Origin of the sequence: Rheinheimera sp. KL1 (assembly GCF_001275035.1) — a bacterium.
In the GTDB taxonomy this organism is placed as follows: domain Bacteria; phylum Pseudomonadota; class Gammaproteobacteria; order Enterobacterales; family Alteromonadaceae; genus Pararheinheimera; species Pararheinheimera tangshanensis.
In genome coordinates, this window is sequence record NZ_LAMX01000010.1 from 1 (window position 1) to 18,636 (window position 18,636).

Annotated in this window: 17 protein-coding genes; 11 read left to right on the forward strand and 6 right to left on the reverse strand. The window is 39.7% G+C overall.

Annotated elements, in window-relative coordinates:
- The first annotated feature begins 161 nt into the window (after positions 1 to 161).
- Complete coding sequence (locus WH43_RS20300; protein ID WP_286049459.1) at positions 162 to 290, forward strand: hypothetical protein; 129 nt, start codon at positions 162 to 164, stop codon at positions 288 to 290.
- A gap of 146 nt (positions 291 to 436) precedes the next feature.
- On the opposite strand, the gene WH43_RS04300 is transcribed toward WH43_RS20300, so the two are convergent.
- From WH43_RS04300 to WH43_RS04320, 5 genes are read right to left on the reverse strand one after another with little or no spacing between them, the layout of a single operon-like run.
- Positions 437 to 964 (reverse strand): hypothetical protein, encoded by a 528-nt coding sequence (locus WH43_RS04300; protein ID WP_053423422.1) that lies wholly within the window; start codon positions 962 to 964, stop codon positions 437 to 439.
- 26 nt (positions 965 to 990) lie between these two features.
- Entirely contained in the window at positions 991 to 2,019 is a 1,029-nt protein-coding gene (locus tag WH43_RS04305; RefSeq protein ID WP_053423423.1) for a hypothetical protein, read from the reverse strand.
- Entirely contained in the window at positions 1,998 to 2,474 is a 477-nt protein-coding gene (locus tag WH43_RS04310; RefSeq protein WP_053423424.1) for an AAA family ATPase, read from the reverse strand. The genes WH43_RS04305 and WH43_RS04310 overlap by 22 nt, the downstream gene beginning before the upstream one ends.
- A 2-nt stretch (positions 2,475 to 2,476) precedes the next feature.
- On the reverse strand, positions 2,477 to 2,917 hold the full coding sequence (locus tag WH43_RS04315) for a hypothetical protein (RefSeq protein WP_053423425.1): 441 nt from the start codon (positions 2,915 to 2,917) through the stop codon (positions 2,477 to 2,479).
- The gene (locus tag WH43_RS04320) at positions 2,917 to 3,837 is read right to left on the reverse strand and encodes a hypothetical protein (RefSeq protein ID WP_053423426.1); all 921 of its coding nucleotides are present in this window, start codon (positions 3,835 to 3,837) and stop codon (positions 2,917 to 2,919) included. The genes WH43_RS04315 and WH43_RS04320 overlap by 1 nt, the downstream gene beginning before the upstream one ends.
- A 334-nt stretch (positions 3,838 to 4,171) precedes the next feature.
- Between WH43_RS04320 and WH43_RS04325 the strand changes: the two genes are divergently transcribed.
- Positions 4,172 to 4,510, forward strand: coding sequence for a hypothetical protein (locus WH43_RS04325; protein ID WP_053423427.1), 339 nt, complete (start codon positions 4,172 to 4,174; stop codon positions 4,508 to 4,510).
- Positions 4,511 to 4,587: 77 nt separating this feature from the next.
- Here the strand turns inward: WH43_RS04325 and WH43_RS04330 are convergent, their stop codons facing one another.
- Positions 4,588 to 4,908 (reverse strand): hypothetical protein, encoded by a 321-nt coding sequence (locus WH43_RS04330; RefSeq protein WP_152342778.1) that lies wholly within the window; start codon positions 4,906 to 4,908, stop codon positions 4,588 to 4,590.
- 347 nt (positions 4,909 to 5,255) lie between these two features.
- On the opposite strand from WH43_RS04330, the gene WH43_RS04335 reads away from it, so the two are divergent.
- From WH43_RS04335 to WH43_RS04375, 9 genes are all read left to right on the forward strand, one after another.
- The gene (locus WH43_RS04335) at positions 5,256 to 5,813 is read left to right on the forward strand and encodes a recombinase family protein (protein WP_053423429.1); all 558 of its coding nucleotides are present in this window, start codon (positions 5,256 to 5,258) and stop codon (positions 5,811 to 5,813) included.
- 4 nt (positions 5,814 to 5,817) lie between these two features.
- On the forward strand, positions 5,818 to 7,281 hold the full coding sequence (gene dgt / locus WH43_RS04340; RefSeq protein ID WP_053423430.1) for a dGTPase: 1,464 nt from the start codon (positions 5,818 to 5,820) through the stop codon (positions 7,279 to 7,281).
- A 58-nt stretch (positions 7,282 to 7,339) separates the two neighbouring features.
- Positions 7,340 to 8,449, forward strand: coding sequence for a hypothetical protein (locus WH43_RS04345; RefSeq protein ID WP_053423431.1), 1,110 nt, complete (start codon positions 7,340 to 7,342; stop codon positions 8,447 to 8,449).
- A gap of 274 nt (positions 8,450 to 8,723) precedes the next feature.
- Positions 8,724 to 9,413, forward strand: coding sequence for a hypothetical protein (locus WH43_RS04350; protein WP_053423432.1), 690 nt, complete (start codon positions 8,724 to 8,726; stop codon positions 9,411 to 9,413).
- A gap of 316 nt (positions 9,414 to 9,729) precedes the next feature.
- The gene (locus WH43_RS04355) at positions 9,730 to 10,101 is read left to right on the forward strand and encodes a hypothetical protein (RefSeq protein ID WP_152342780.1); all 372 of its coding nucleotides are present in this window, start codon (positions 9,730 to 9,732) and stop codon (positions 10,099 to 10,101) included.
- A 183-nt stretch (positions 10,102 to 10,284) separates the two neighbouring features.
- Complete coding sequence (locus WH43_RS04360) at positions 10,285 to 11,403, forward strand: hypothetical protein (protein WP_152342781.1); 1,119 nt, start codon at positions 10,285 to 10,287, stop codon at positions 11,401 to 11,403.
- Between the two features lie 556 nt (positions 11,404 to 11,959).
- Positions 11,960 to 15,139 (forward strand): type I restriction endonuclease subunit R, encoded by a 3,180-nt coding sequence (locus WH43_RS04365; protein ID WP_082335678.1) that lies wholly within the window; start codon positions 11,960 to 11,962, stop codon positions 15,137 to 15,139.
- Positions 15,140 to 15,161: 22 nt separating this feature from the next.
- Positions 15,162 to 16,793: an HsdM family class I SAM-dependent methyltransferase gene (locus tag WH43_RS04370; protein ID WP_053423435.1), complete on the forward strand. Its 1,632-nt coding sequence runs from the start codon at positions 15,162 to 15,164 to the stop codon at positions 16,791 to 16,793.
- On the forward strand, positions 16,786 to 18,075 hold the full coding sequence (locus WH43_RS04375; RefSeq protein ID WP_053423436.1) for a restriction endonuclease subunit S: 1,290 nt from the start codon (positions 16,786 to 16,788) through the stop codon (positions 18,073 to 18,075). Before WH43_RS04370 ends, WH43_RS04375 begins: the two co-directional genes overlap by 8 nt.
- Positions 18,076 to 18,636 lie beyond the last annotated feature (561 nt).

Consider the following 18,636-nt stretch of genomic DNA (forward strand, 5'->3'; position numbering starts at 1 on the left):
AGCATAAGCTGGAAAATCTCATCACGGGATTGGTATTAATTCCGGGGAAAGGTCACAATTATTAGCGTTACACCAGAGTTTCTAGTTGACAATTAAGGTACGTCACGACTAATTTGTTTGATAAATGAGCGATATGCTTAGTCAATTGGGGAGAATACAGCATGAGTATTAAACCGGGACCGAAACGGAAAAATGAAGATGGCTCACCTGACAAACGCCAGCGCGTCAGACCCGAAAATCAAAAAGAGCATCCAGATCTCAAACCCCACAAACACAAAAAGGGTGAATAATTCACCCAATCAGTAAGCCTATACCTGCAATCTCCGATATTTGAGGCGAGGCTTTATTACCAAAGTTGCCAATGCAGCCTTAACAGGCTTTAAGCTTAAGCACAGACTGTCAACTCTGCACGCCTCGATCTCTTACGGTGCAAAAGTTAGTTAGCTGTCAATAACTTTTCCTTGAGACGAATAAGGTGAAAGCTTGCACCACTTGTTGCATCATTGAAAACTTCATCACTCTCATCAAAAGATGCGCCAAGTATAGTTTGGAAGCCTTCGACACTTGCACAGTTTTTTATGAGCTGATTGAAGCTGGTACAAGCCATTGAATGTTGAGCTGGTTCATCAAGTATTAGTAGACCGGGATGGTTGCCTTCATGCTCAGAAGAAACATACCTTATCGCCAGTAAATAAGCCCATATTAGTCTCACAAAGTCGCTTGCAGAAGAATCAGACTTAATATCTGTCTGAACTTCTCTTAGCTCAATACCTGAAAGAAATGGAAAGAGGGTGTCTTTATTCAACTCAATATCTTCAATTTGAGCACTACGATATCCGAAAATCTCGGCATTCTTTCTAAAAACACCTTGCATAGCCCTGATTTTTGAGACGTCAGATACGGAATATCTTTCTTCAGGAATATTATTTAGTGATCTTCTTAATAAAACCAGCTCACTTTTCAAACTTTCAAACTCTTTTAACTTTTGTTCTATTTCTCTAACGACCGAACCAATATATCTCTTTTAATTTCAAGTGAGACCTTGACTCGAATATCAGTTTCCGAGACCAACGCAAAACTTCTAAGGTCCTTTTTTAAACTAACGGTTCTGACTCTCGACTCTTTTATTTTTTCTTCCAATGAAGCTCGTTGGATATCCATTTGTTCTAAAGACTTTTGGAGTCCCCCAATGTATCGCTTTACCATCTTTTTTTGATTTTCGAGAAATTTAATGTTCTCATCTACATCCATCGGTTGTGACAGAGTATCTGCAAGTAACAAAGAGTCATCGACCGTTTGATGGCAAGATGGGCATTTGTCTTTAGCAAGAGAAATTTCAGATTTTGCACCAAACGTTCTCAACTTCTTTGCTACTTTATTCTTTGCAAGGTCTTCATCAATGCCACGCAATGTATATTCGTATTCCTCTAACCTTGCTTTGGCAACTTTAAATTCGGACCTGACATTATTGTCAGCAATGCCTGTTAAATCATCGAATTCAGTTCTTGAGCTTTCGTAATCTTTAACTAACTCCAAAGGCGCACTATCACTAATTATTGTTTCCTTCTTAACTAGCTTTTCTATCTTTTCAGTAAGTTGGCTTATGTAGGAATATACAGCTACGTGATCTTCACCATCAATCTTGTAGATGTTAACTAGATCCCTATTAAATGAGTCAAGAGCAGTTTTACTTAGCCCCTCTATCTTTAGAATTGAGTTTTTACACAGCAGATTGACAGCAACAAATAACTCATCCCAATCTTGTTGTAGAGTTAGAAGCTGAGAATTTATTTTATTTCTTTCTCTATCATTTTCGAAAACATCTAAACCCAACATGTACTCAACAATCTTGGTTTTAACATCTTTAATTGCATAGTATGGGGTGTTGGCGATATAGTCTGTCCATCCTCTTTTCTGTTCCACTATCATCGATGAAAATAGAGTCTGGAGGTAGAGCTTTGCTTCGCTTCCTTTAGCAGTAGGGACGTAAGGTAGTTCTAGTTCAAGAAAATCTTCCAAATATGAAAAAAACCATACTGCTTGTTTTGAGCGGAACCTTTATCATGTAGATATGTATGGACTACTTGATAATTTCCATTTGCAGATAAATAGGGCCCTTCAATAATATCAGCAAGCTTTGGGTCTTGCCCTTTGGCGACTATCGCCCTCCTAATTGTAATTTTCTTATTTTTTTTATTTTCCAATTCAATATATACAAATGAATTAATTATTTTGTGTTTTTCACGATCAACACCTTCAACATAATCTTTGAGAGCATAAGGTAGGACCTTATTTCCGACCCCTCCGATGATTTCTTCCATACCCAAAGAGTAAGCAATAGAATTAATCAAAGTGCTTTTCCCTGAGCTATTATCGCCCCTTATAATATTAAGACCATCTTTGAAATCACACTCAAAATGAAAATCTTGATCAGTTGCAGTGACTTCAATTTTAAATTTCCTTATTCTAAGCATTATTATTCCCACTCTTTAACAATAGCATCAACCATTTGCTCAGTGACTTTAGTTCCTAATTCTTTCAAAAAGTTAAAGTCAGGTTCGTATAGCTCTACGGCTGGAATACTACTTAAGAATTTCCCACCACTTTCAGATAACAAAAATCCGCCGGACTGCCGAAGAACTAGTTTTTCCGCAACACAGTATTGGAGAGCAAAATTAAGAGCAGGATCTACCCCCCATACCTGAAATACAATTTTCCCATCATTTATTGTTTCATTTAATATTATTTTACGACCTTCTTCCTTCAATACCCAGTTTAGTAAGTGCATTTTTATTAAGCTAGATCGCTTTCCGCGCGAAGATAACTTTAGGATCAATAAGATTCTAAGAATTTTGAAGAAAGGCCGATATTCAGGAGTTACAGGCATAGCTGCCCGGTTAAATGATAGTTTGCTCATTATTCAATGCTCAACGGACAAAGTGCTAGCCATTTAGACGTCATGTGGTCAGCTATTTTATAAATATCAGTTTCCCCAAGAAGGGAAATAGACTCTTTGAGTCTTGTAGCTAATTCAGAACGAACTCTTTGAATTAACGCTTCAGGACTTCCCTGCCACGTGACGGATAACTCATCTACTTCATCTTCGTACTGATTAATTACCCTTAAAATCTGGAAGTAAATTTCGGCAGCTTCTTTCTCAATTTTTTTGAACAAGCTCTCGCCCTCAAAGAGCTTTCTGATTGTGATCTCATTGAGTTTTTGATGTTGTGATGTCTGCAAGTTACCATCTACTATGCAACGTTTTTTATTTTTCCTACTGATATTTAACTCATACTCAGTTAAATCTTCGTTGTCACTAACACTAAGAATCGGTTCTGCTTCTAAAAATGTAAGCTTTGTTCCGGTTGAAGCATAAATTTTCCTGATCTCCTCTCCGAAGTGATCTGCGTCTTTGAGTACAACTCTAAAATCATCAGTTAAAATCGGAAGGTTCCAACTTCTAACTTCGGTTTCTTTGGTTCTTGAGTGTTTGACTAAATCATTGTGAGTAATGTCTGGAGTAACAAAAACCCATTCAGACAGTTTTTCTGTGCCTAGTCTTGCGGCAATTGCACTCTGATACGTTTTTAATTTTCCCAAGTCTTTTGTTATCTTGTCTCTTTGTTTTTCGTAGAGCTCATTAACTGAGTACTGTCTATCTGGACAATAGCATTGGAATGCAGTCCCTGTATTGAGAACAAACCCCTCGATACCATAATCTCCGGGAGAAGCTGGCATCTCCTGATAATTCTGATCGCCATACTTGAGCTTGAACACTCTTTGAAATAAATCTTCCCAAGAACCACCGTTGAAAGTACCGTATTTCGTCTGAATCATTCGCGATTCCTTGCTCCTCAGAGTTTTCATTCACGGATTAGAATTTTTTTGACATATTCTAGTCAATCATGGCAGATGTAAAAGCTGGTCAGCAAGTCACAGTGTAGATTTTTCATTAAATACTGGTGGTTAGGTAGGTTTTAACTTTATTAATTGCTCAGATGGACGAAAATTGAGTTTGCAGGCTCATTTCAAATTTACGCCAGCAAAAGCAGTATGCTGTTGTTTTTAGCTAACGAGATTTCAATTGCAGAGTAATTCAGTTAACAGGGTACTCATCAATTGGAGCACTTTACAGCGTGGTGCTAAGCTGAGCCTGTTAGGAGGCTCCACGATGAATATTCTGTTTTTGTGTACCGCAAATCTGAATCGCAGCCGGACGGCTGAGGTGCATTTTGCTGCAAAAGATCCTGCTAATGCATATCGCTCTGCTGGCTTGAGCGAAAAAGAGTGCCGTCGTAATGGGACTACTTTATGTACCGAAGCACTGCTTGAATGGGCTGATGTAGTGTTCGTTATGGAAGATGCGCATGTCAGGCGAATTGAGCAATACACTGCTCAGCGTTTCTTAAATAAAATCATAAACTTAGAGATTCCTGACATTTACAGTTTTGGTGATGCAGCGCTGATTGATCGACTTGAGTTGAGTTACACCGCGAAAAATCGTAGCTAACAAACTCTTATTTTCGAGCTTGCTCTGGTAGATTTCAGACAGTTAGCTGTCAATATTCATAACAAATGTAAACTCAGTTATATCAACCCTTTGGCGGTTTTGACTTGAAAATAGCGACGCAGGCTTGAGCTGAGTTTTACACATACCCTCGAATTTGCTGCCAACAAGCCCAGACCGTTGTTGTTTTTTTCGCAGTTTCTTAAGCTGACGTGGATTAAGTTTTTCTTGTCTGCGAAGTCGCGCTTGGTAGCATTTCTGTCCTCGTTGTTTGCTTCTACTTTGTTTGCGAAATCATCTGTGGTCGCAGGATCTCGTAAGTCATATCCATACTGAGATGCCAAATTGCTAAATAACTCTAATGTATCGAATACTTCAGCATTTCTTTTAAATTTTTTCACTGGAAAAACCTTTGCCCTACTTGAGGCAAGTTGTCGAGTTAAAGGCATATCTCTTATATAGCTTGGGTCATTTGGATGATTTTAAACCGAAGATTAAAATCAAAATTGCTGTGTCTTGAAGCAAAGCTAGAGGAACGTTTGCTCTGCGCATCGCTGAGATAGCGAGTTTGTTTAATGCTTACATATTCGCTTTGCATATAATGAGAATCTACTCGATGGTGCACTTGTTTAGTAAACGTCCGTTTTCCTTACATCTATTTTTATTTTGTGAATAGCCTACTTTTCACTCGACAAGCTGTAAATAAACTTGTTAAGTTATCTATGTAAATAAAAGGTACGTTTTCAGAATGATTTTAGGTTATGCGAGAGTCAGTACAAATGATCAAAATCCGGCGCTTCAAATTGACGCTTTGAAGCGTTATGGTTGTGAGCGAGTGTTCGAAGAGAAAGTTTCAGCAGCATCAAAGGTTCGGCCTCAACTTGAACGATTGTTAGACAGTCTGCGTGAAGGGGACAAAGTAGTAGTGTGGCGATTAGATCGACTTGGTCGCTCTATTAAAGATCTCATTGGTCTAGTTGAATTGTTTAAGGCAAGGGGCATACAGTTTGTGTCACTAACTGAGAGTATCGATACAAGCTCTCCAGCGGGTGAACTCATCTTTCACATATTTGCGTCGGTTGCTCAATTTGAACGCTCACTGATTATCGAGCGAACCAAGAGTGGTCTTAATGCCGCACGAGCGCGAGGTCGTGTCGGCGGAAGAAAGCCAAAGTTGTCTCCCGAGGATGTTAAAAAAGCCCGAGCGCTAGCTTTGAGTAACGAAATTAGTATGGGTGAAATTGCTGAACACTTTAAAGTAAGCCGAACAACCTTGTACAAATATCTGGATACAAAAAAGGATTAAACGAATGGATTACAACGTAAAACTTCGATGTGATAGGTGGACTACTTCAAGTATAACTGGCAGAAATTTTGATGAGGAGATGGAGAGCGACCGTGGTCGAGCGATTAACTCTGCGGCTGTTCGAAGACTTCAGCAAAAGACACAAGTGTTCCCACTCGAAACTAACGCTGCTGTCCGTAGTCGATTGACTCATTCCTTAGAAGTACAACAAACAGGCCGTTATATAGCAAAGTTGGTATTAAAACGATTTGACCAAAAAGGTGTTATAGAAGCCATAGGTTTGGATGATAAACGTGACGGATTTATCAGTGCTATCGAAATAGCTTGTTTACTGCATGATGTTGGCAATCCTCCTTTCGGTCATTTTGGTGAAAAGGCCATCAACATTTGGGCTCAGAGTAAGTTGAAGGGTATTTTCATTGAAAAGTATGGTGTTGGCGTAGAAAACGAACTGCTGATTAGCGACTTAATGACGTTTGAGGGAAATGCTCAGGCGATTCGACTACTTCATAACTTACAAAATCTAAATCTCACTTTCACACAGATCGCATGCCTCATTAAATATACAAGAGCGGCTTATGAAGGCAGTCCTGCACAAGGAGATGCATTTGCATATAGAAAGAAGAAACCCGGATATTACTACTCTGAGCAGAATTTCATCGAGCGCCTGAACCACGCACTAAAAATTGATAAGGGTTGCCGTTTTCCTCTCACATACATCATGGAAGCTGCTGATGATATTTCGTACTGCATTGCTGATTTGGACGATGCATTGGACAAAGAAATATTAACTGTCCATCAGTTACATCAGGCAATCAATGACACGTGGGAGTCTTTAAAAGGTTCTGGGAGTATAGAGGGGGATCGATATCTACCTGACATAGCGGATAAAGCACTTAAAAAATATGACTCTGAATCTCACAATAAAAATCATAAGTACATGCTTACCCTTAGAACAATTTTAGTGAATGATCTTGCTCAATACGCAGCTGACAGGTTTGTTGATAATCACAACTCTATTTATAACGGAACTTTTGACGAACCTTTACTTGGTGGAAGTGATAAGTTTAATTTGGCTACAGAAACGTTGAAGAAGGTTGCTACCTCCAAGGTTTTTTCACACCGAGAGGTTGAGCGGCTTGAGCTGAAAGGTTATGCAGTAATATCCGGCCTTCTTAATTTATTTACACCGTTGCTGCAACTAAGCTTCGAGGAATTTGAAGAATTGTCAAAAAAAGACTTTTTGAAAACCGCGCCTGTTGAGACGAGATTATTCCACGGTTTGTCCAGTAAACATAAACGGACTTATTTTGAGAGTGTAAAACCACTTTTTGATAAACCGCAGAAATCGCTGGACGACGGTAAGCTGGAGTTGTACTACCGGTCGAGATTAATAATTGACTATATAAGTGGGATGACTGACCGCTTCGCGCTTGATGAGTTTAGAGAGCTTTCAGCGTCAATTTAGGTAATTTATTTTCATGTGAAGATTACCAGCTCACTAATAACGTTTTTAAGGAAAAATCTTGATAGAGAACTGGCCGGTTTGTGGACGTGAAGTTCACCTCCATGGTGGTTTACTAGCGATTAGTGAGCCCCAATCTGACATTGTTAGAATTTGGCCTAACACTTTATCTGGCAAAAGTTGTGAGATAACAATACCTACATATGGAAAAATATATACAGCGGTAAAGCAAATAGGGCTTAAAGTTGTTGGTGTCGAATTTATTACTCATGAAAGTGAAGCAATTGGTTCATCACCAACTCAATGGAGATCTTACTCTGCTCAAGAACAGATTTGGCCAAACTGGGATGCTTCACAGTTATGGCATCAGCTTGGAAATGCATCGTATAAACATAAAAATGGATTTTGCTATGACTTATCTAAAAGGATCTCGTATCAGCTTACATCACTAAACATAAGACTAAGAGATCTCTCTTTGTCTTATCGTGATCAACTGAATGCTTTAGATATAAGATCAAAACCTAAACATGGTCAACGCTTTCAGGATGGATTCACAGACGTTGTATATTATAGATTTCATTCATTTTTGTTTGATGCTTGTATCTTGCGCGATTACTTATCGGAATTTATTTATCATTTTTCTAATGGAGGCGCGCTAAAAGAGGCGGGTAAAGAGATAGCGACAGCAGGAGGGTTACACAAATCACTGAAAAAAAGTAACCAGTTGAGTCCTTTTGAACAACGTCTTAAAGAGTGTATGGACGACTGTGGCTGGCTAAAGGAGTTAGGTGACTATAGGGATCTGGTGATGCATTCAGCACCCATAAATATTTCGAATCACCAGCTTTATTGTATCCAAGAGATTATTGCACTACCTGACTGCCAAGAGATTCAGTCAGTAAGGTTTCCCATTCCAAGCGACCCGGCTGGGCTTTATAAAATACGCTGCAAAAGAGATGATTTTGATAAATATGTTAGTGATTTAGATTTGATAGCAAAAGCTGCATTAGATGATTATGGAAAATACGACTGTCTAGAGTACGCGCAGACTATTTCTACTAAGCTTTCTTGTCTTGCATTAGAGTGCATAACATTCGCACCATATCGACCAATGGTTCAACAGTTCATTAGAACAGACACAGGTATAGTATGCAGCTATCGGCAAGTATAAATGAACAAACAAAGTAGCACTAAGGGTAATGAGTATATTTCTTTGGGTCTCAACGTTCGCTCACAGCTCATTGCGGACAATTAAACAACCTAATGATTGCAGTAATGGTGGTTACTAAAAAGTACAACAGGTAGTCTGGTGTTTTCGTTGTAATTTAGGAAGATACAAAATCATTGCCCTCTAAGTTTTAACTATATCTATCAGCTGTGGCTCTGATGGTGCATAAAGCCCGCCCAAAAAAGGTTGGTGACGTTTACTCTTATATGGGGGAGTCGTGAATTTTAGAGCAATAACAGAAATAGAGTTAATACAGCACATCGCTGATTTAGCTATCGATGTAGCCCCAAGAGGTAAAGGAAGAACCAAAGACCAATGTGAGCAGTGGCAAATACACCATATGCTCTTAGGGTTTAATAAGGCAGGGTTGCTAAGTCTGCCACTCGAGTTGAAAAAAAGAGAGCGCCCCGACTTTTTCGTTCAGAATGGCCTTGTTTCTCAAGGCATTGAATTAACAGAAATTATTAACCAAGATTATGCGCGAGCAATTTCGCTTCCAGAAGCGAAAGGGGAGCAATCAGTTGTTGATCCTGCACTATTCAAATGGGGGCAGACTGGACGTTCCTTGGATGAGCTTAGGGTGATTGCAAAGCGTCAGAAACTTATAGGTCCTGCTTGGATGGGGAATCGTGTTGAAATAGATTTTGCTCGTTCTGTAGTCGATACGGTCGAAAGTAAACATAAGAAATTTGCAGCCGGCTTTACAAAATATGATGAGAACATATTACTTGCGTACCATAATAATTCGACCCCAATTCTTGATTTCGGTGAAGCTTGCAGCCTAACCCATGAAGCACTTAGTGGGTACTGGTGTAAAAATGGTTTCGACAAGGTAATAGTTCAAAAATATCAAACGCTACTCCTCTTCAGCAAAGGAAAATTTAGCATTTTCGATATTGAGAGCTAGCAGAAAATGCAATTCAACAACGCATCACTGTGTCAGGGCTTGCTGATATTAGATATAAAGGCAGCTGGTTTTATAAGCATGCTGATCTGAATCGTCAAAAAGTATCGCCAGTAACACAGGATTTTTGGACTAGATAGTTGGATATTGATACTAATGAATAGAATTCCTGTTACTTGAGTTTATAATGTTCGTATTGGTAGCGGTAGGCTGCCTGTTACCGTCAAAACAAAGTCGAATCACCTACCTAAAAATAAGAACTTAACTTGTGATCTGTAGACATGCGCGATGGGCATTCTGCGGTTTTCGCAGGGTAAGTATGTCTGTTACTTTTAATAATACGAAGCTTCTTTCAAATTTAAAGCGGCAATCTTTACGTCTGGCAAAGCATTTAGACATGCCACAGAATCAAGTACAAATGTTGCTTGCGAAGCATTTTTACAACGAAAAGTCTTTAGCTGACATCAAGCGGAAGATTAATTCAAACAAATATAGTGGTATGATTTTTTTAGCCGCAGTGGAGCCAGACGCAGACGAAGATATATTAAACAGGTTTGTTGAAGTATTGCCTCAACTTTTAATCGAGCTATCATCTAGCCCGATTTCACAAATAATAAAAGTAACGACTAAACAATTGATTACTGATGTTTTCTCTCTCAAGCCTTCATTTTTTTTAGATAACGATCAATAATTAAATGCTTTATTTTTTATTTTTGTTTGCTATCATGTTGTGGATGGGTTGACTAGACAGCCCGGACCTGCGCTTATTGGCCGAAGTCGATGCATCTAGACAACTTATTTACTATGTTCGTTGGAGACCTCAGCCTTTGCAGGAGTTGATGTCCGTACTTTCTTGGATGAGAGCGGCGCACATATGTCTGAATCGAATTTATCAAAAAATATATTTTTGCAAGCTAAGCGAGCGTCAAAGCTACTTGATTGTTCGCTAACAAAAGCCAAAAATTTTATCGCGCAGGCGATATATCAATGTCATGATTATGATGATCTTTGTAATAAACTAGAAAGCAATAGCCTGAAATCTATTGTTTATCCATTTTGCCATTTAAATCCTCATTCGAGCAAAAATTCAATAAATTACCTTAAAAACAATGTTGAATTTCTATGTGAGCGATTTCAAAATTTTGTGCATAAACCATCCAGCCCAATACCACTGACGAACTTGATTTGGAGCATATTTGGCTTATCCCCCCAGAAAACCCAATTACAAATTCTACCGGAAATTTTTGCTAGTGAGTGGCAGCCTAGCTCGGATTTAAAAGAGCCTGCGAGAGGTATATTTGAATACAAAATTAAAATAAATGGTGTTCATTTTAAATTGCTGGCCGTCAGAATTGTTGTTACTGATATGTTTATAGACAATACATTACGTGAACACGTTCAACTTCGAGATGAATTTTCGAAGTTTCGTTTTGCACCTATATATTGGAAACCTTGGATAAACTGGCAAGATGAAGCTGATGTATTTTTTAATAGCATCGGTTCATCACCAGCCCCAATAGGAACGTCGTTCAATCGGTCGGCGGACCCAGATAGCCCAGCAAAGCAAGCTCTACAAGACATTGTTTTTGAGGCTTTAAGTGCTATTGATGATGAGTTTGGCTGCTCAAAGATTAAAAAATCTGATTTCAATGGAGAGGCATTCTACTTTCTTGGGTTTTCAACCAATGGCACCGAAGAAAAAGTAGAAACGCTTTATGTGTCAGAAAATCACATTATAAATCAGAAATGCATTATTAAGATTAGAGATGCTATTGTTATAGCCGAATTGTTTGAAGTAAATGATAGTGGAGAATATGTTGGAGACTCGCATGAGTATTACGGGCGGATATCTAACGTGCTGCAAAAATTCCTTAATGCTTCGCGCAATATAGTGGTAATTGCTGGAAAAAAATATGAAATATATATTAGATCATGCACTGAATTAGAGTTTGAGCGATATTGTAATTCTCATGTGTCGGTTCTGAGTGATTAAAAGCCATTTTTCGATTTGCATGGGGTTTTGCATTATTTGCAGGCAAAGCTGAACCATCGTTTATATCGAATATTGACCTGCTTTACTCTGCCGTTATGGGAATGAAATTTGGTGGTTCTCTAGTATTTATCAGGAGGTTATCTGGATAAGGAAAATAACAATCCCGTTGTTATCCGCATATCAAACCCGACCGATTTCTCGGTGATTTGCGAGTCCAATACGGAAGGGTTAGTTTTAGGTAGACTGGAAGCCGAAATCCCAGCGGAAATATATAATCCAATTGCGATAGCTTGTTGCTAGCAGAGAGAATTGTAAGGCGCTAAGGGCCGTGGGGTTGGTTATGAGCGTGGAAGTCGGGAAAGCGATTCGAATTGATATGAGTCGTGCACTTTAATTCAGGTGATTGTGTATGTTTTCAGTTGTTTTAGACCGTGAGTTATAAGCCACGGGTGCAAATACCCCCCCCGAAAACTCTCCGATTTTTAATGCAATGAGATTTCAGGTAATTTTGAAGTTATACTGCCCCACGCTGTTATTTTCAAACAAGGATGGTTAAGTGTTTAACGAAGATTCTCGAGTTAAAATCCCAACGATTCTGCATTTAATGCGTTTAGGCTATCAGTACCTTTCTCTCAAAGATCAAACTTGGGATATAGATAGCAATATTTTTCCTGATTTGTTCGCCACGGCGGTAAAAAAAATAAACCCAAGTATCACAGAGAATGACGTAAGCAGTCTTTTGAGCGATGTGAAACTTCTGTTGGATAACGAGGATTTAGGCCGTGCTTTTTTCGAACGCTTATCCGAACGCTCAAATACCAAACTCATCGATTTCGAAAACTTTAGCAATAACAGCTTTCATGTAGTCACGGAACTAACCTGCCAGAACGGCGATGAAGAATTCCGGCCAGACATTACGCTGCTAATCAACGGGATGCCGCTAATTTTTATTGAGGTGAAAAAACCTAACAATCGGGAAGGTATTCTGGCCGAGCGTGCACGCATCAATAAGCGTTTCCAGAATCCAAAATTCAGACGATTCGCCAATATCACTCAATTCATGATTTTTTCCAACAACATGGAATATGACGACGGCGATCCTGAACCTGTACAAGGCGCTTTCTACGCGAGCAGCTCTTATCATAAGCCCATTTTCAACTACTTCCGTGAAGAAGAGGTACTGAATCTAACCGCGCTACTAAAGCCCTTATCGGCGGAAGACGAGCTTAGGGTATTAAAAGATAACAATCTGGAAGTTATCCGCAGCAACTCAGAGTTCCAGACTAATAAGCAGCCCGAGCGACCAACAAACCGGATCTGTACTTCCCTCGTTAGTCGCGACCGTCTGGCATTTATTCTCCGTTATGCTCTGGCTTACGTTTCTGAAACCGATGGCTTGCAGAAGCATATAATGCGCTACCCGCAGATGTTTGCTACAAAAGCTATTGAGCGCAGACTTAATGAGGGCGTAAAGAAAGGTATTATTTGGCATACCCAAGGTAGCGGAAAAACAGCCCTGACCTTCTACAATGTGCGCTTTTTAACTGACTACTTTCAAAAACGGCATGTCATTCCCAAATTTTACTTCATTGTTGACAGGCTCGACCTGTTGCAGCAATCACAAAGGGAATTTACTGCGCGTGGTCTGACAGTCCACACCATAAGCTCTCGTGAAGCCTTTGCAAAAGACATTAAGGCTACTCAGGTGATTCACAACCATTCCGGCAAGCCGGAAATAACAGTTGTGAATATTCAGAAGTTTGAGGATGACCCAGAAGTGCTGTCTACCAAAGACTACGATATCAACGTCCAGCGTGTTTTCTTTCTGGACGAGGCACACCGCAGCTATAACCCGCGTGGGAGTTTTTTAGCTAATCTTTACCAGTCAGATCCTCACGCCATCAAGATCGCACTTACGGGCACACCGCTGATTGTCGATGAAGAAAAAACCAAAAAAAATCCGGAATTCAAAGCGATCAGTTCTAAACAGATCTTTGGCGACTACATCCATAAATACTACTACAACGCATCTATTGCCGATGGCTACACTCTTCGCCTAATCCGGGAAGCGATATCTACCGAATACAAACTTCAGATTGAAAAGGCGCTGGCAGAAATAGAGTTAAAGCAAGGTTCCATCGAAAGGGAGGATTTGTATTCCGACCATAGGTTTGTGAAACCCATGCTGAAATACATAGTCACCGACTTTGAAAAAAGTCGTGCAGCGTTTAACGATGAGAGCATAGGAGCCATGGTCATTTGCGATAGCTCCAAACAAGCCAAGCAAATGTTCAAGCTGTTCTGTGAAAAATATGCCGAACACAAACCGCAGGGAACTGGCACTGAAGAATCCAGCACTCAGGAATTTGATCTACCTCAGGTAGCTGAAGACGAAGCTGATTATGAGGCTTCAGACTCATCAGCTAATGACGGACCTCACGACACTCAAAAGAAATCATCAAAGGGCAAAGTGAAAAATGCAGCCCTGATCTTGCACGATATTGGCACTAAAGAAGAACGTAAAGACTGGGTGGAAGACTTCAAAGCAGGCAAGATCGACTTCCTGTTTGTTTACAACATGCTGCTGACAGGGTTCGATGCTAAACGGTTGAAAAAACTCTATTTAGGTAGGGTGATCCGCAAGCACAATCTGCTACAAGCGCTCACACGTGTAAACCGTACCTACAAAGATTTCCGTTATGGTTACGTAGTGGACTTTGCCGACATACGCAAAGAATTTGATGCTACTAACAAAGCCTACTTTGAAGAGCTTCAGTCAGAGCTTGGCGATGAAATGGAGCACTACTCATATCTGTTCAAATCTCAGGAAGAAATTACTGACGAAATTGAGCATATCAAAGATATCCTGTTCCGTTTTGATATCGAAAATGCGGAGATATTTTCCGATCAAATCAACCAAATCAAGGATCGAGAAACTGTTATAGCTTTGAAAAAAGCGCTAGAGAACGCGAAGAGCTTGTATAATATAATCCGCCTGCAAGGCGACTATAAGTTATTGGAGCATCTGGATTTTGCCAAACTAAACATACTTTATCGGGAAACCTGTAACCACCTCGACATGCTCAATCTAAAAGAAAGCATCGAGAAAGGTGAAGATAACACCAACTTGCTCAATGTTGCGCTTGAAGATGTTGTGTTTCGCTTCATCAAAGTTGGCGAAGAAGAGCTTGTTCTGGCTGACCAGTTAAAAAATACCCTTCGTCAAACCCGCGAAGCGCTGGCAAGCAACTTTGATCAACAAGACCCTAAATTCATTAGCCTGAAAGAAGAACTTGAAAGACTGTTTAAGAAAAAGAATCTCAGCGAAGTGACCCAAGCTGAAATGGTTGCGAATATCGACGCGCTGAATAAAATTCACGACCGGGTTAAAGAGCTAAACCGCCAGAACAATCAGCTGCGACAAAAGTACTTGGGCGATGCCAAATACATGCGGATACACAAACGCTTAAAAGAGCACGGCGAAGTTTCGGAAAACGAACGCAAGATTTTTGAAGCCTTAAGCGGCGTAAAGCAAGACGCTGACGAACAAGTGCTTAATAACAGCCAAATATTGGATAATGAGGGCTACTTTGAACGCCAAATGATGCCACTGGTTATCAACCGTTTTATGAAACAGCAAAAAATACCACTCAATGCCAACGCATCCAGATTCATTAATCGTCTGGTCGTCGCGGAGTACCTGAAAGAATATAATACCGGCAGCAGAGCCCGTTAAATGCGAAAAGAGCAGTAAATACATGGTAGAACAAGAGTTTGAATTAAAAACTAAAACGCTGATCGATAGCCTAAAAAGCATTTGTGCAAATAATGGTTTAGGGAATAGTACAGGTGAATTCGAAATAATCACCCAAGTATTCTTGTACAAGTTTCTCAACGACAAGTTTGCTTTTGAGGCAAAAAAAATCGACAAAAAGGTTGCCAGCGCAGAAAAATGGGAAAACGCCCTGATAGCTATGGGGGAGGACGAGCTGGAAATGCTTCAGCTACAAATGAGTGGTGATACCGCACACTTAAAACCCCATCACTTCATCAGTCATTTGTTTAACAAACAAAACGAGCCTGACTTCGCACGTTTATTTGATGACACTTTGATTGATATCGCGATAGCGAACAATGATGTGTTTGCTGTAATGACAGATTCCGGCGAAAAAGTTCAGCTATTCACGCGCATTAGCGAAAACGTGACAGTTTCTAAGCGGGACGCGTTTTGTAAAGCGATTATTAATAAGTTGGTAGACTTCAGTTTTGAGCGGATTTTTACGCAGAAATTCGATTTCTACGCCACTATCTTTGAATACCTAATCAAAGACTACAACAGCAATTCTGGCGGTAAATATGCCGAGTATTACACGCCTCACGCGGTTGCTCGTATTATGGCTGCTATTCTGGTGCCCGCCGAACAACAAGGCAAAATCAAAAATGTGAGCTGTTACGACCCATCCGCAGGTTCAGGTACTTTATTAATGAATGTAGCTCATGCGATCGGCGAAAGCCGTTGCAGCATCTTTACCCAAGACATTTCAAAGAAATCGTCCAATCTGCTCCGTCTAAATCTAATCCTTAATAATCTTGTTCATTCTATTCCGAATGTTATCGAGGGTAATACGTTGCTCCACCCTCATCACAAAGATGGAGCCCAGTTAAAGAAATTTGATTATATTGTATCCAATCCACCTTTCAAGTTGGACTTCAGCGATTTTCGCGAAACTCTCGACAGCAAAGAAAACAAAGATCGTTTTTTCGCTGGTATCCCAAAAGTTAAAGCCAAAGCTCAGGACAAGATGGAAATCTACCAGTTGTTCTTACAGCACATCATTTATTCACTGAAACCGGATGGAAAAGCAGCTGTAGTTGTGCCAACCGGCTTTATCACGGCTCAATCAGGTATCGACAAAGGCATACGAGAATATCTGGTAAAACACAAAATGCTAGCTGGAGTAATATCCATGCCCTCCAATATATTTGCCACCACCGGCACCAATGTTTCAATCTTGTTTATTGATGGCAGCAACAAAGGTAAAGTCACACTCATTGATGCATCTAGCTTGGGTGAAAAAATTAAAGACGGTAAGAATCAAAAGACCGTACTTAGTGAGAGTGAAGAACAGTGTATTATTGATACCTTCAATGCTAAAAAGGTATTAGAGGATTTCTCCGTTACTGTCAGCTATGAAGAGATTCAAGCCAAAAACTATTCGCTAAGTGCAGGCCAATACTTCGATATCAAAGTCGAGTATGTGGACATTACTCCAAAGCAGTTCGCCGAGAAAATACAGGGCTTTAACAGAAATTTGGAATGCCTGTTTAGCCACTCTCGCGAACTGGACGCTGAAATTATGAAACAGTTGGCGGGTTTGAAATATGACTAACGCACTGAATGGAAAGCTTGGCAGTTTGGTAAGCTCTGGCGGAGGGAAAATACATACAGGTCCATTTGGAAGCCAACTTCATGCTTCTGACTATGTACCGCAAGGCGTTCCTTGCATCATGCCAGCAAACATGAAAAACAACAGAGTTGATCTTTCAAACATCGCATTTATAACAGAAGCTGATGCAAAACGCCTTTCTAAATATATCGTTAAAGAAAATGACATAGTTTACAGTCGAAGAGGCGATGTTACACAAAAAGCACTGATCAGAAAAAGCGAAGAGGGTTACTTCTGCGGTACTGGTTGCTTATTACTCCGACCGGGAAATAAGTTCGATGCGAGATTTTTAACTTATTACCTCAGTACGTCGAAAATAAAAAGTTGGATAGTCAGTCAAGCTGTTGGCGCAACAATGCCAAACTTGAACACCGGTATTTTATCCAGCATACCCTTTCATGGTCCAGAGAAGCCTGAACAGGTGAAAGTTGCAGATGTACTTTCAGCTGTTGAAGACAAAATAGAACTCAATAACCGTATTAATACAGAGTTAGAAGCCATGGTCAAAACCCTTTACGACTATTGGTTTGTGCAGTTTGACTTCCCCGACGCTAACGGAAAACCCTACAAAACCTCTGGTGGAAAAATGGTTTATAACCCAATCCTAAAGCGGGAGATTCCGGAGGGCTGGAGTGAATCGATTCTCGGAAATTTAATTAAATTAGAGCGAGGAGTCACATATGGCAAAGAAGATACAATGGAGAATGCAAACGAAAAGGCAATAGGTATCCTACGCGCAACAAATGTCACAGGGAATATAGTTGACATTGAAGATTTAGTTTATGTACCAGCATCACTCGTAAGTAACTCTCAAGTAATTAGGGCGCATGAAACAATCATTGTAATGTCAAGCGGAAGCAAAGAGCATGTTGGAAAAAATGGAATTTACTACTTCGAGGAACCTATGGCCTTTGGTGCATTTTGCTCAAAAGTAGTCCCTAATGAAAGCTGTATGTCCTTTGTTAATACTTTTCTACAATCCAATTGGTTTCGAGCCTACATAAAAAATCAGTGTCTTGGCACGAATATAAATAATCTCACAGGAGCCCATATAAATAGGTGTCCAATAGTATTACCGACCAAGATGTTGCTTGAAAAATTCGAGGAAAAAGCAGGCTTTATTTATAAAAAAATCTCCGTTAATGCTAATGAAAACCAAAAGCTAAAAATCCTCCATGACTGGCTTTTACCAATGCTAATGAACGGTCAGGTGACGATAAAATAATTTACACTGCGTTTCAGTTTTAGGTGATATTCAATGCCACATCGTTAGTGAAGAGTGATTTTCTGGTGCGGAAAGACTATACATTAGCACACATTTCGCTTACGAAATGGCAGATTCATCCCATCGCCATTGTTGCGATTTGCAAAAGTGAATTAAAGGCAGCCTCTGCCCCAGAAATCTTGAACATAGCTAGAGTAAACTGGTGACAATAAAATTCAGCGAAAAGTGTTCAATATGCAGCAACAGAGCTGTTGACGTAAGTACTGAAATTTATAGTTATCCAGCAGACAATCCAGATGGTGGTATTCGCAAAATGCTCATTTATCGTTGTAACCAACACATCTAAGTGAGTGCTGAAGAAATAATAGCCATCAAAAAGAAAATTTGGAATATAAAAGTTGATTGATTGCACCACGGTTGAATATTAATTTTTCTATTTTGACGATGAGCACGTATGTGTGATCAGTTCAGAAATAAGACATTCGCACGACAAGAGACATATCAATGAATTAACAATATAGTATGGAAAGTTAAAAATATTTATTAAATAAGGGATATCAG

Coding starts and splice junctions, on each gene's coding strand:
- WH43_RS04310 (WP_053423424.1), bottom strand. CDS start 2,474: ATGCTTAGAATAAGGAAATTTAAAATTGAAGTCACTGCAACTGATCAA.
- WH43_RS20300 (WP_286049459.1), top strand. CDS start 162: ATGAGTATTAAACCGGGACCGAAACGGAAAAATGAAGATGGCTCACCT.
- WH43_RS04335 (WP_053423429.1), top strand. CDS start 5,256: ATGATTTTAGGTTATGCGAGAGTCAGTACAAATGATCAAAATCCGGCG.
- dgt (WP_053423430.1), top strand. CDS start 5,818: ATGGATTACAACGTAAAACTTCGATGTGATAGGTGGACTACTTCAAGT.
- WH43_RS04360 (WP_152342781.1), top strand. CDS start 10,285: ATGTCTGAATCGAATTTATCAAAAAATATATTTTTGCAAGCTAAGCGA.
- WH43_RS04375 (WP_053423436.1), top strand. CDS start 16,786: ATGACTAACGCACTGAATGGAAAGCTTGGCAGTTTGGTAAGCTCTGGC.
- WH43_RS04355 (WP_152342780.1), top strand. CDS start 9,730: ATGTCTGTTACTTTTAATAATACGAAGCTTCTTTCAAATTTAAAGCGG.
- WH43_RS04315 (WP_053423425.1), bottom strand. CDS start 2,917: ATGAGCAAACTATCATTTAACCGGGCAGCTATGCCTGTAACTCCTGAA.
- WH43_RS04325 (WP_053423427.1), top strand. CDS start 4,172: ATGAATATTCTGTTTTTGTGTACCGCAAATCTGAATCGCAGCCGGACG.
- WH43_RS04370 (WP_053423435.1), top strand. CDS start 15,162: ATGGTAGAACAAGAGTTTGAATTAAAAACTAAAACGCTGATCGATAGC.
- WH43_RS04320 (WP_053423426.1), bottom strand. CDS start 3,837: ATGATTCAGACGAAATACGGTACTTTCAACGGTGGTTCTTGGGAAGAT.